This window comes from Acinetobacter sp. CIP-A165 (assembly GCF_000367985.1).
Classification (GTDB): Bacteria; Pseudomonadota; Gammaproteobacteria; order Pseudomonadales; family Moraxellaceae; genus Acinetobacter.
This window is the reverse complement of the sequence record NZ_KB849202.1, coordinates 1324097-1336481: the sequence shown is the minus strand read 5'-3', so window position 1 is coordinate 1336481 and position 12385 is coordinate 1324097. Positions and strand designations below refer to the sequence as shown.

12 protein-coding genes are annotated in these 12385 nt (G+C 39.1%); 8 read left to right on the top strand and 4 right to left on the bottom strand.

The window, feature by feature from the left end; all coding sequences use genetic code 11:
* Window positions 1-50: 50 nt before the first annotated feature.
* The 3 genes from F991_RS11840 to F991_RS11830 all read right to left on the bottom strand — a co-directional run bounded on the left by F991_RS11840 (window position 51) and on the right by F991_RS11830 (window position 2877).
* Window positions 51-773, bottom strand: coding sequence for an AAA family ATPase (locus F991_RS11840; protein ID WP_004671636.1), 723 nt, complete (start codon window positions 771-773; stop codon window positions 51-53).
* A gap of 102 nt (window positions 774-875) precedes the next feature.
* Complete coding sequence (gene thiM / locus F991_RS11835) at window positions 876-1700, bottom strand: hydroxyethylthiazole kinase (RefSeq protein WP_004671634.1); 825 nt, start codon at window positions 1698-1700, stop codon at window positions 876-878.
* A gap of 16 nt (window positions 1701-1716) precedes the next feature.
* Window positions 1717-2877 (bottom strand): hypothetical protein, encoded by a 1161-nt coding sequence (locus F991_RS11830; RefSeq protein WP_004671632.1) that lies wholly within the window; start codon window positions 2875-2877, stop codon window positions 1717-1719.
* Window positions 2878-3150: 273 nt separating this feature from the next.
* Between F991_RS11830 and F991_RS11825 the strand changes: the two genes are divergently transcribed.
* Together F991_RS11825 and F991_RS11820 are read left to right on the top strand one after the other, a co-directional pair.
* On the top strand, window positions 3151-3627 hold the full coding sequence (locus tag F991_RS11825; RefSeq protein WP_004671631.1) for a DUF2147 domain-containing protein: 477 nt from the start codon (window positions 3151-3153) through the stop codon (window positions 3625-3627).
* A gap of 154 nt (window positions 3628-3781) precedes the next feature.
* Window positions 3782-4243 (top strand): DUF2147 domain-containing protein, encoded by a 462-nt coding sequence (locus F991_RS11820; RefSeq protein WP_004671630.1) that lies wholly within the window; start codon window positions 3782-3784, stop codon window positions 4241-4243.
* 69 nt (window positions 4244-4312) lie between these two features.
* Here F991_RS11820 and F991_RS11815 read toward each other — a convergent pair whose 3' ends face one another.
* Entirely contained in the window at window positions 4313-4570 is a 258-nt protein-coding gene (locus F991_RS11815) for a hypothetical protein (protein WP_004671629.1), read from the bottom strand.
* A 429-nt stretch (window positions 4571-4999) separates the two neighbouring features.
* On the opposite strand from F991_RS11815, the gene pepN reads away from it, so the two are divergent.
* The 6 genes from pepN to F991_RS11785 all read left to right on the top strand — a co-directional run bounded on the left by pepN (window position 5000) and on the right by F991_RS11785 (window position 12343).
* On the top strand, window positions 5000-7606 hold the full coding sequence (gene pepN, locus F991_RS11810) for an aminopeptidase N (protein WP_004671628.1): 2607 nt from the start codon (window positions 5000-5002) through the stop codon (window positions 7604-7606).
* 132 nt (window positions 7607-7738) lie between these two features.
* Entirely contained in the window at window positions 7739-9118 is a 1380-nt protein-coding gene (locus F991_RS11805; protein ID WP_004671627.1) for an L-serine ammonia-lyase, read from the top strand.
* 137 nt (window positions 9119-9255) lie between these two features.
* The gene (locus tag F991_RS11800) at window positions 9256-9945 is read left to right on the top strand and encodes a dienelactone hydrolase family protein (protein WP_004671626.1); all 690 of its coding nucleotides are present in this window, start codon (window positions 9256-9258) and stop codon (window positions 9943-9945) included.
* Window positions 9946-10020: 75 nt separating this feature from the next.
* Window positions 10021-10458, top strand: coding sequence for an RDD family protein (locus F991_RS11795; protein ID WP_004671624.1), 438 nt, complete (start codon window positions 10021-10023; stop codon window positions 10456-10458).
* Between the two features lie 325 nt (window positions 10459-10783).
* Window positions 10784-11491 (top strand): hypothetical protein, encoded by a 708-nt coding sequence (locus tag F991_RS11790; protein ID WP_004671622.1) that lies wholly within the window; start codon window positions 10784-10786, stop codon window positions 11489-11491.
* A 132-nt stretch (window positions 11492-11623) separates the two neighbouring features.
* Entirely contained in the window at window positions 11624-12343 is a 720-nt protein-coding gene (locus tag F991_RS11785; RefSeq protein ID WP_004671620.1) for an MgtC/SapB family protein, read from the top strand.
* Window positions 12344-12385 lie beyond the last annotated feature (42 nt).

Genomic DNA, 12385 nt, shown 5'->3' with positions numbered 1-12385 from the left:
ACTTGTAGCAGCAACAAGCCTTGAAGAATGAATGTTTTTTAAATATAAAATCAATCAATATCAATGATCTGCTTAATAAATTCGCCGTTTGAGTTCAGGATTTCTTTATACATATAAGCAATATGCGTATCACTGAAATTGACCTCTCTAAAGCTATTCTCAGTGAGTTGCAGCAGTTGAATATTTGGCATTAGCATGATGATTGGTGAATGTGTTGCAATGATAAATTGCGCACCTGCTTGACTGAGTTGGATCACTTTTTCAATAAAATTGATTTGATTACTAATCGAAAGAGCAGCCTCGGGTTCATCTAAGATATATAAACCCTCTGCTCGAAAACGATGATCAATCAGCGCTTTCATTGCTTCGCCATGGGACATCATGTGTAAATCTTTACCACCATAAGCATTTCGTATAGGTGGACTAAAACTGGCTGCTGCATCGAGTTGGCGCATTTCTGTGAGAAAGTTATAGTACGTTTCTGATCGATAGAAAAAGATATCTTTGATCCTGCGTGCAGATTTATGGATACGCAGGTGGGGGCTATAATCAAAATGTGTATCTTCAGTTTTATAATTAAAATTGATACTTCCACCTTCTGCTGCACAACCAAATTTTAGCGCTAATGCCTCCAAAATAGTTGATTTCCCACTTCCATTTTCACCCGTGATGACGGTGATATTTTTCTTAAATTCTATTGGATAAAGATGTAAAAAAGGAAAGTCATCTGGAATGGTATTGAGAAGTTCAACTCGAGTGAGAAATGGTTTCATAATTCAAAAATATTAATGTTGAATAATCAAATGAATCATCATGGATAAAATTCCTCTATTCAAGTGATATCAATCTGTAAATGTCTACGCGAATTACGCGAATTACACGGATTTAAGACATTGGATACTATGATATTGGCGTATTAAGTTTTCATCTAACATATGAACATAATCCAAAAACATCACATTAAAACTCCCCACGTTTTGTGCTTGATCATAGGCCAGCCGACCAGCAATGGAGAAATGAATATGTGAGGCAAGAGCTGCAATGGTTGGTGAACTTACAGCACCGTAAGCCGCTGTTAAGGCACCTAAAGCACAGCCAGTTGCGGTAATCTTCGGCTGTAAATGGCAGCCACCATTCACCTGAATCACTATGCCGAGTTCCTTAGAAATAATATAGTCAGATTCACCTGAGATCGCGATACACTCAGTATGTTGGAGCAAACTTTGTGCTTGAGCATACACATCTTGACTATTGAGCGTGCTGTCTACACCTTTTGATTGGGTTAAATTACCTGCGAGTGCACTCATTTCTGAGGCATTACCGCGAATGATAGTCGGTTGAAACTGGAGAAGTTGATCCACGGTTTCGCTACGCCATTTTAAAATCTCACCATAACCGACAGGATCAAGCACCCATGGCACTTGATGTTGCTGGGCTGTTTTAGCTGAAATCAGCATTGCTTGGGTTTGTTCTGTGGTGGGTGTGCCGACATTAATATTTAACGCTGAACTGATTTGGGTAAAACTTTCTGCCTCAAAAGGATTGTCAATCATGGCTGGTGATGCACCCGCAGCCAACAGCACATTTGCCACATAATTGTTGGCTACGCTATTGGTAATACATTGAACCAATGGAGATTGTTGCTGTAAAGCGTGCCAAGCTTGAATGACTTGATCAATGAGTTGTTGTTTTTGTGACATAGTAAATCCTGATTTTTTAACGTGTAAAATAATGATCTTGATGTTTACACTGACGACAGATGAGGGATACATACTCTTCAGCATCGTAATCCACAATCAGATCATTTGAACCACAATACATGCAACGCTTTACCGAATAGAAATTTAAACGAGGTTCTATTTTTCGCCAAGACTTCCAAACAGGTTGAAAAAAGACACTTTCATCATAACCCAAGAATTTAAATAATAAAATTTCACTCATTTTACTCAATGGAATGTTATGTGGTCTTGGTAATGTTGAGGTTTCCCAGTGCTCGGTTAAAGCACGTTCTCGATACTGCTCTAAGGTTTTTTTTAATAAATTGGTGTTAATAAATTTATCATTACGAGCTTGTAACACTTTTTGCTTATAAAGGTATTCCAGTGCAGTTTGAATCAGATAATAAATCTGCCCCACGGCGAGTCCTTCCATCAAACGAAAACAGAAGCTTTGGAAAGGACGATTGCCTGCAATCTGAATTCCCCACGTTCGGCAATAGAACTGCATGAACTGAATGATCTCCTGATATAGCACCGTATAGAGTGCATCTTTCACCTCATCCGTGCTTTTAAAGGGGATGCCTGAGCTCAGATTTTCATAAAACCAATAGCGTAATTGTTGTGCCACACTAAACAGGCTTGGGTCTGAATAACCATCTAAACGAAGATTTAAGTAAAAGTGTTCTGTTTCTATATCTGAATCTTGGGGTCTTAAAACACCGAGTTTGAGTAACTCTTGAACGATCTGATGTTGAAATAAGTAATTGGGCGTAAAGTGCTGATATTTAATCTTCTTCCAGTAGATGAGTTCATCATGCTGAACATCTTCACGGGCATAATTATCCAATAAGCTCAACAAGAACAATTTTTGTAAAAAACTAAGCTGATTGAGGCCATAAATAACGTCATCTTTTATTTTGTATTTACGCTTTTCTTGTAGCAGGGTCTGTTGCGTTTGTTTTTTACGCTGAGCTGTGCAGTGGGCACAGTGACAATTTAATTTACTATCGCTGCTAAAAACCCGATGTTGACAATGACTACACTCATGAAATTGGAATTCTTGGGTATATTGTTCTGCCTCTATCCAAAACATAGATGCTTGACATAAAGGGCAAGGGCTACTTTCATCTAACTGTTTTTGTAGAATCTGTAACTCCATTGATACTCAACTTGCAATTTGTAAAAACCAGATTATACATTGCTGACAGCAGAAGTGATGCAAAGATTATATTGCGATATAAGTGTTGGCACTTTGCTGTTTGCATTGAATGGTAGAATGTAAACCTATGGTTGTTTGTCTATAAATGTGTGAATTAATTAATGTTTATCTTGGATTTAAGCCGTTAAATATTTTTATATTTGGTTGACTGAATCTAAGCATTGGCATGAAAATATAGAACAGATGGATCTGTGTCGCATAATGGAGCAATGTATGCAAAAAAAATTACTCATGAATGGAATCATGGGGATCTCTTTGATGTTATTTACCGCAATAGGTCATGCTGCAACGCCAGAAGGTTTCTGGAAAAGTATTGATGACCGTAGTGGTGAGCTACTTTCGATTATTGAAGTCAAAAAGAAAACGGATGGAACTTACACGGGCACAATTGCCTATCGCTATCCGGTCCCTGGTGGTGGCACCATTCTAGCGAACTGTGTTAAATGTCCTGAGCCTTTTAAAAATAAACCCATATTGGGATTACAAATCGCTTGGGGCTTGAAACAAGACCCACAAAATCCACATCAATATATTGATGGTCGAATACTTGAACCCAAAACAGGTAATATTTATAAGGGCAAAGCGCAGCTAAGTGTGGATGGTAAACGTATGCGTATGCGTGGATATATGGGGATTTCAGCACTTGGACGTACTCAGGTTTGGATTCGAACAGATAGTGCTAACCCTTAAATTATAATTTTAAAATTACACTGTACGTATTTGATTGTTAGAAAATTTATATAGTCAAGTACTGGGGCGTACAGTGTAAGCTCTCTTTAAATATGCTATTTTTTTAATCATTAAATCTATAAATATAAATAGGTTACTTTTTAACGGGGTTAATATGTATAAGCATGTCTTCATGGGGCTTTGTATTGCTTTCGCAAGTACAACGACTTTCGCTGCCGCTATCGAGGGTTATTGGAAAAGCATCGAAGAGAGAACGGGTCAACAGCTTTCAATTATCGAAATTCGAAAAGGTGACAATGGGCGATTTAATGGCAAGATTGTGTATCGTTATCCAAATGCGCATGGGATCTCGTTGAGCAATTGTACTAAATGTCCAGCACCTCACACGAATAAGCCACTTGTTGGTTTAGAAATTTTGTCAGGGTTTAGACAAGATCCAAATGATCCAAATGCATATATTGATGGTCTTGTATTGGAAGCAACCAGTGGCCGTGTATACAAAGGCAAAGGTGTGGTGTCTGGTGAAGGTAAGCGTCTCCGTATGCGTGGTTATATGGGCGTGTCCGCTTTAGGACGTACTGTAGTTTGGATTCGGACCAACAGCGCAAATCCATAAGTTATTCTTGGAAAAAACCTCAAATCAGACGTTGATTTGAGGTTTTTTTATTGAGTCAGAACGGAAATGTTAAACAGGGCATGGTAAGTTTTCATCCTCCTGACTGATTTTCTTGGCAGCGATGAGTGCTTGTACTTTTTTACTCGGCACTTTTTCTTTCCCAAGTGCGTCATAGGTATTTACAATATTGGTTACTTCTAAGGTGGTGAGTTCAATCCCTTCTGCGGACAGAAAAACAGAGATCACATGATGATCAACACCTGCGGTTGCAAGATCATGGATTGCTTTAATGTTTTCTAGACGATACAAATGTGCTTTTAATTCCATCGTTATAGCCCTCGCTTTTATTTTATTCACCTAGATTGGCATAAATACATAAGCAATAACCGTGCACAAAATGTATGACTTAAGCAAAGAATGTAAGTTGAATAGATAAAGATCATCGATTTTGTCATTTTTATTTAATAGTAGAAAACGATGTTGTAATTTTGTCTAAACGATAGACTGATTCTTCAAGTTCTATTTGAAAATACTTGCTCTCAACCCAATAAAAATTTTAAACGCATGACAGGTCTTACAGACAGCTTATATTTGTTGGCGTATGATTTGTGTAGATATCTGAGATAATCGCAACCACAATTGTTTTGAATGCGATATTTTTAGACCAAACGGCATAATTTATGCTAGTAAAAGACGCTTCAAGAAGTCTTGTCAACAAGACCATGTACATGAAATCATGAAAGATAAGGAATACTGATGAATATCGCGGCTCAACCTCCTGTTCAAACAGATCAAACTATTTATTTAAAAGACTATCAAAAGCCATCATTCTTGGTTGAATCAATTCATTTAGATATTCAAGTTTATAGCGACCAGACCATTGTTGATTCAACACTTGTGATGAAGCGTCAAGCAGCAGGTGCAATGGTGCTATTGGGTCGAGATTTAGAGCTGAAGTCGATTCAACTGAATGGACAATTACTCAGTGCTGATCAATATCAGTTAGATGAAGAACAATTAGTGATCGCTGATGCACCAGATGAGGTCATTCTTCAAGCACAAGTGATCATTCATCCTGAATCGAATACGCAGCTTGAAGGACTGTATAAAGCGGGTGATTTATTTGTTACGCAGAATGAACCTGAAGGATTCCGTAAAATCACCTTCTATCCAGATCGTCCAGACGTTTTGGCTGAATTTACCACCCGAGTGGAAGCTGATAAGAAATATCCTGTGTTGCTTGCCAACGGCAACTTGCTTGAAACAGGTGAGGCGGGCGAAGGTCGCCACTATGCGATTTGGCAAGATCCAACCAAGAAGCCAAGTTACTTATTTGCATGTGTGATTGGTGATTTAGCGGTCTTAAAAGATCGTTACACCACTTCAGAAGGTCGTGATGTCGCTTTGGAAATTTATGCGATCGAAAAAGATATTCCAAAATGTCACATTGCGATGGAAGCATTGAAGCATTCGATGCGTTGGGATGAAGAACATTATGGTCGTCCTTATGATCTCGACAATTATATGATTGTGGCGGTGAGTCAGTTCAACATGGGTGCCATGGAAAACAAAGGATTAAATATCTTTAATACTTCGTGTGTACTTGCTGATGAAGAGTTCACCACAGATGCCGCGATCATGCGTGTACAATCTGTGATTGCGCATGAATATTTCCATAACTGGACAGGCAACCGTATTACCTGTCGTGACTGGTTCCAGTTGTGTCTAAAAGAGGGCTTAACGGTGTTCCGTGACCAATCCTTCTCTGAAGATTTACAATCAGCAGCGGTACAAAGGATTGATGATGTAGCGGTATTAAAATCTCACCAATTCCCTGAAGATGCAGGACCATTGTCACATCCGCCACGTCCAGATCATTTTGTAGAAATTAATAATTTCTATACCGCTACGGTCTATGAAAAAGGCGCGGAAATTAACCGCATGATGGCGACCCTATTAGGCAAAGAAAAATACCGTCAGGGTACAGACGAATACTTCCGCCGTCATGATGGTCAAGCTGTGACAGTTGAAGATTGGGTTGCTGCATTAAGTGCGGGTTCTGGTGTTGATTTATTTAACTTCCTTACTTGGTATAATCAACCGGGGACACCAAAGTTGGATGCCAAAGGTGAATATGATGCGGCGAAACAGACCTATCGTTTGAGCTTAAAACAAAGCCTTAAAGCACATCCTAAATATCCGAACTTAAAAGCAGTGCCAATTCCTGTGGCTTTGGCTTTGTTCAATGCCAAAACAGGCGAACAATACACTTTGCATAGTGCTGATCTGTTTGTAAATGATTTCAAAGATGGCGTGTATTTGTTTGATCAAGATGAAGCAACGATCGAATTTACTGGAGTGACTGAACAACCTGTCGCATCGTTGTTGCGTAATTTCTCTGCGCCAGTCAATTTGGTATTTGACTATTCAAATGATGATCTTGCATTTTTGATTCAACACGAAACCAATGGTTTTAACCAATGGCAAGCGACTCAAACCTTGTTAGAGCGTATTCTGTTAGAAGATCATCAGGTGGATACTTATATTCAGGCGATTAAAAACACCTTGCCTGAATTGGTAAACAAAGATCCATTGCTCGCATCACGTTTGTTTGATGTACCAAGTGAAAACTATTTAGGTAGCCGTATTGATCAAGACTACGAACCTGAACTCATCCGTGAGAAACGTGAAGCAGTATTGAATCGTTTAGCACGAGAACTAGGTGCTTTCTGGAAAGATACTTATTTAGCTTTAGACCCAGATATGCAAAAAGAATTTTCTTTGGCAATGGGTGTCCGCGCATTGAAAAATATCATGTTAAGTATGTTGGCACGTCAAGGGGATGCTTCGGTATTTGAGTTGGCGGATGCACAATATAAAAACACGCGGAATATGTCAGAACGTTTAGGTGCATTACGCGTACTGGTATGGAATGATGCGCCACAAGCACAAGCCGCATTGGACGATTTCTATAATCGCTTTAAAGATGAAGCCTTATCTTTAGATCAATGGTTTACGATTCAAGCATCCAATCCTTGTGCGACAACGAAAACGATTGAATATCTCACTCAACATGCAGATTATGATTTAACCACTCCGAATCGTATTCGTTCAGTCAGCGGTGGTTTGGCCAATAATCCAGTCAATACATGGAGTTTTGGTGTAGATCATTTTATTCAGCTCGCTGCATATTTAGATGAGAAAAACCCAATTTTGGGTTCTCGTTTATTACAGGTGCTTTCGCGTTGGTATACCTTGGCTGAACCGCAACGAGGTCAGGTGCAACAAGCTTTAAAAGCCTTGCAACCGAAAGTGAAATCGAAGAATGTTTCAGAGACTTTGAATAGCTTGTTAAGCATTTAAGCACTGGAAAGTTTTAAAACCACAATCGTGATGACGGTTGTGGTTTTTTTTTATGCGTAATTTATTATATTTTTCACATGTTGATCATGATTTAGAATAAAGTGAAAACTGGATACAGGAGGATAATAATATATGACATTGAGCGTCTTTGATCTTTTTAAAATCGGTGTAGGGCCTTCAAGTTCACATACCGTTGCTCCCATGCGAGCAGCATATCGTTTTACTCAAAGCTTAAAAGCCCAAAATATTTTAAGCAAGGTTGCGAAAGTTCAGATTTTTTTATACGGTTCATTGTCTTCTACAGGAATAGGACATGGCACAGACAAAGCCACACTTTTAGGTTTGATGGGAAATGATCCTGAAACTATTGATATTCCGCATAGCCAAGTTCTTTTAGATCAGGTGTTTAAATCCAATACGCTTAAAATAGATGCGATTCATACGATCGACTTTGATCCACGCCAAGATATTATTTTTATTGATGAAGCTTTGCCTTATCACCCAAATGCAATGAGGATAAAGACCGAAGATGCTGAGGGAAATACACTTTATGCAAACACGTATTACTCCATAGGTGGGGGATTCATCATCGATGAAAGCCACATTCACCAAGGGAGTTTTATGGAGGATGATACAGTCGTTCCTTATCCATTTCAGAGTGCTAAAGAATTATTGGCGTTGTGCAAAACTCATCAATGTAGTATCAGTCATTTGATGTTGGAAAATGAAAAGAGTTGGCGCAGTGAAGCTGAAATTCGTGCCAAAATTATGCAGATTTGGCACGTCATGCAAGTCTGTATCCAAAATGGATTGCAGCATGAAGGGATTTTAGCTGGTGGATTAAATGTGAAACGCCGAGCTAAAAACATTCATCAACGCTTACTCAAAAAAGAAAATGAAAATTTGATTGCAACCACATTTAATGCGATGGAATGGGTGAATCTATATGCACTTGCAGTCAATGAAGAAAATGCCGCGGGTGGGCGTGTTGTCACCGCACCGACCAATGGTGCAGCAGGTATTATTCCTGCAGTGTTGTCTTATTATGTCAACTTTTCTAAAGATGAGTCTGAAGATACCATCGTTCGATTTTTCTTGAGTGCAGCAGCCGTCGGTATTTTATGTAAATTGAATGCCTCAATTTCTGGTGCTGAGGTAGGTTGTCAAGGTGAGGTGGGTTCAGCTTGCGCAATGGCATCGGCTGGATTGGCTGAAATTTTAGCTGGTACGCCTGAGCAGGTTGAACATGCTGCCGAAATTGGGCTGGAACATAATTTAGGACTGACCTGTGATCCTGTCGGTGGTTTAGTACAAGTGCCTTGTATTGAACGAAATGCAATTGCAGCAGTGAAAGCGATTAATGCTGCTCAGATGGCATTACATGGTGATGGTGAGCATTATATTTCGCTGGATAAAGTGATTCAAACCATGAAGGAAACAGGCAAGGATATGTCTGATAAATATAAAGAAACTTCAAAAGGAGGATTGGCAGTCAATTCGATTGAATGTTAAAACTTTTGATTGCACTTTATATTGAGATAGAAAATCTTTGACGGTAAAAAAGGATGTGGTCAGACATTCTTTTTTATTTGACAATTAATATTGTCACAAATAGTATGGATGTAATTTATATAACATAGATCACTAAAATGGAAATAAAAACAATCACATTGCCCACTCGACAGATCGACGTTGAGATTTACGCACTAGCCGAAACGAATGAGAAATTACCTGCAATTCTATTACTGCATGAATTATATGGTGTTATCGATGCTTATCGTGAAGATGCGCAAGATTTAGCAAATCGAGGCTATTTGGTTTATGTGCCGAACTTATATAGTGGCGGCGCAGTCAAATATTGCATCCGAGCAATGGTGGCTAAAGCAGGTCGTAGCAATGCAGCGGACAGTGATGTCAATAAAGAAATTCATGTATTGTTAGATGCGTTAAAAGTTGATCCAAGATCAAATGGTCGTTTAGGTATGTTAGGGCAGTGTTTAACAGGTGGATATGTGATCCAAATGGCGAAGCGAGATGATATGTTGGCGCCAGTTGTCTATCATCATTCTTTGGGGATTGAAGGCGCGGGAGTACCGAAAACAGAATCATTAGACGAAATTCGCTTACTACAAGGTCATTGGTCTGATCAATTTGATCCATTTTGCCCAGCTAAAAAGCGTAATAAGTTGATTGAGCAATTGGGTGATCGTGTCGAAGCTTATACTTATCCGATGCCACATGGTTTTCGTACAGTTAGTCGAGATCGTCCTGAGTCAGCATTGGTTTGGCAGCGTACAGTCGAGTTTTTTGACCGTGAATTAAAACAAAAGGTAATATGATTTATTGCATCAACAGTTTATTATTTATAGGTATTTATCTTTAATTTTAATATAGAAATAAGAAGTGAGGGGAAAATGTCTCATAAATATGAGTATGCAGGTTTTTGGATACGCTTCGGCGCAGCGATTCTAGATACGATCATTATTATTGTCGCTTTGATTCCACTTACCATGCTTTTTGGTGGTGGTGATACTACGGTCTCATCAGATGGTTTTTCTTCATTTCAGTTCATGTCTACATTTGATTGGATTTGGCAAATACTAACAGCCATTTTTTATATATTTTGCTGGGTCAAATTCGCAGGGACACCCGGCAAACGTTTATTACGCTTAAAAGTGCTGGATGAGAAAACGGGTGAACAGGTGTCTGTTGGTCAAGGTATCATTCGTTATATCGGTTATTTCCCAGCAACTTTAGTTTTGTTTATTGGTTTAATCTGGGTGGCGTTCGATCCAAAAAAGCAAGGCTGGCATGACAAAATGGCAAAAACGGTTGTGGTGAAAGAGCTTTAATTTAGAACATTTGAAGACTCAATTTTTTGCGTTGTCATAAAAAATTCACATTATAGGGCTTGTTTATGCATTAACACGCCCTATAATGCCGATGAGTTTATTCAACGGAGATCCTAAATGGGAAGTTGTTCGAGGTTCGGGTTTAGTTATCAATTAAACCAAAGCGAATACTGAGCAATATAGCCTTTTAGGTCGGCTATCTTGCAATGGGATAGCTTTGATTAAAATTGCATTAACCCTTCTATAAAATTTTTACCTATCAGCAAAAATTTATTGTATTTGAATACGACCTGTTTAGTTTCTCACCTAAAATGGGGAGAAGCCTATGTTTTTTCATGCTTCCATTCAGTGTTACGGTGTTATGGGTATATTGGCGCTGTGTGGATTATTGCTGCCTACTCAAAAGAGCAAAGCAGATCCATTATTAAATACCGACGATGCTTCAATTACAGACGCTCATCGCTGTCAATTAGAAACATCTTATTTATATTTAAAAGACGGTGCGTGGTCATATCAAGCCACACCTGCCTGTAATCTAAATCAGAATTTAGAAGTTTCAATTGGCTATCATGCGACTAAAGAGCTTGATCAGGTACGCGGTTTTTCAGCACAAGTAAAAACTGTCGTAAAACCGATGGAAAATGATTGGGGTATTGCAACCAGTTTGACGCTGTCTAGAGACGATCAGGCTGAACAGCGTAATGATTTGGATTGGTTTTTAAATGTACCTGTAAGTTTTAATTTTCTAGATCAACGTTTAGCGCTGCATAGTAACTTGGGATATCAATATGCTCAAGATCATGCACGGTTATTGCGGTGGAGTATTGCCACAAATTATGCCCTAACGGACCGTCTAGCTTTAAGTGTTGAAACTTATAATCAAGATCGTCAAGCGCCACTCTTTCAAACGGCTGTGCATTACAGTCTTATTCCCAATGTCTTAACTTTAGCAGCCTCTTTTGGTGACCGTCTCCATGATTTCCGACAGCAATGGTTTGGATTCGGGCTAAGCTTTACCCCTGCATCACCATAACAATTCATTTCTTTATCATCTAAGTTTTCTATATTTACCCATTATTTGGATTGCCTATATGTGTCTAACACAATAGGCAAAAAAATATGTATACCCGCTGTTATGGCTGGCAATAATGATTAGAGGCATCTAATGCAATTAAAATTTCTACAAAATATTGATTTGATCAATACCGTTGATACGCTAATTAGTCTCAGCGTTGCCTTTATTTTGGGCGCACTCATCGGTTTTGAAAGACAATATCGCCAACGGACCGCAGGATTAAGAACCAATGTGCTGGTCGCTGTGGGTGCTGCGATCTTTGTCGATATTGCAATCAATTTAACTGGTGCAGATGGGGCAGTTCGAGTGATTGCTTACGTGGTATCAGGTATCGGCTTTTTGGGCGCAGGTGTGATTATGCGTCAAGAAGGAAACATCCATGGATTAAACACAGCCGCAACTTTATGGTGTTCGGCAGCAGTGGGAGCTTCTGCGGGTTCAGATCTAATCATAGAAGCAATCTTGGCGACATTATTTATCTTGGCAACAAATACGTTGTTGAGACCCATCGTGCATGCAATTGATCGTCGCCCATTGGATGATGAAACGGAAGTGCTGCATGTGATCTATATTGTTTGTGACCGCAGTCATAGTAAAGTGGTGATGGATGAACTAAATTCGACGCTTAAACATCATAATTACCCGGCTAAAGACATTGATGTTACGCCATTTGGTGAAAAAGAAGTGGAGATAGAAGTGACGTTGATTGCTACCTCAATCGAGGCAGAGGAGGCACAACACATCATCAATCATTTGAATGCGATGCCACAAATACGCCAAGCTTTTTGGGATAAGAATGCAACCGACTAAGAACGTTGGTGGGTGTCTATGCAAACAAATAGGATGCATTAT

Coding starts and splice junctions, on each gene's coding strand:
- F991_RS11840 (WP_004671636.1), bottom strand. CDS start 773: ATGAAACCATTTCTCACTCGAGTTGAACTTCTCAATACCATTCCAGAT.
- thiM (WP_004671634.1), bottom strand. CDS start 1,700: ATGTCACAAAAACAACAACTCATTGATCAAGTCATTCAAGCTTGGCAC.
- F991_RS11830 (WP_004671632.1), bottom strand. CDS start 2,877: ATGGAGTTACAGATTCTACAAAAACAGTTAGATGAAAGTAGCCCTTGC.
- F991_RS11825 (WP_004671631.1), top strand. CDS start 3,151: ATGCAAAAAAAATTACTCATGAATGGAATCATGGGGATCTCTTTGATG.
- F991_RS11820 (WP_004671630.1), top strand. CDS start 3,782: ATGTATAAGCATGTCTTCATGGGGCTTTGTATTGCTTTCGCAAGTACA.
- F991_RS11815 (WP_004671629.1), bottom strand. CDS start 4,570: ATGGAATTAAAAGCACATTTGTATCGTCTAGAAAACATTAAAGCAATC.
- pepN (WP_004671628.1), top strand. CDS start 5,000: ATGAATATCGCGGCTCAACCTCCTGTTCAAACAGATCAAACTATTTAT.
- F991_RS11805 (WP_004671627.1), top strand. CDS start 7,739: ATGACATTGAGCGTCTTTGATCTTTTTAAAATCGGTGTAGGGCCTTCA.
- F991_RS11800 (WP_004671626.1), top strand. CDS start 9,256: ATGGAAATAAAAACAATCACATTGCCCACTCGACAGATCGACGTTGAG.
- F991_RS11795 (WP_004671624.1), top strand. CDS start 10,021: ATGTCTCATAAATATGAGTATGCAGGTTTTTGGATACGCTTCGGCGCA.
- F991_RS11790 (WP_004671622.1), top strand. CDS start 10,784: ATGTTTTTTCATGCTTCCATTCAGTGTTACGGTGTTATGGGTATATTG.
- F991_RS11785 (WP_004671620.1), top strand. CDS start 11,624: ATGCAATTAAAATTTCTACAAAATATTGATTTGATCAATACCGTTGAT.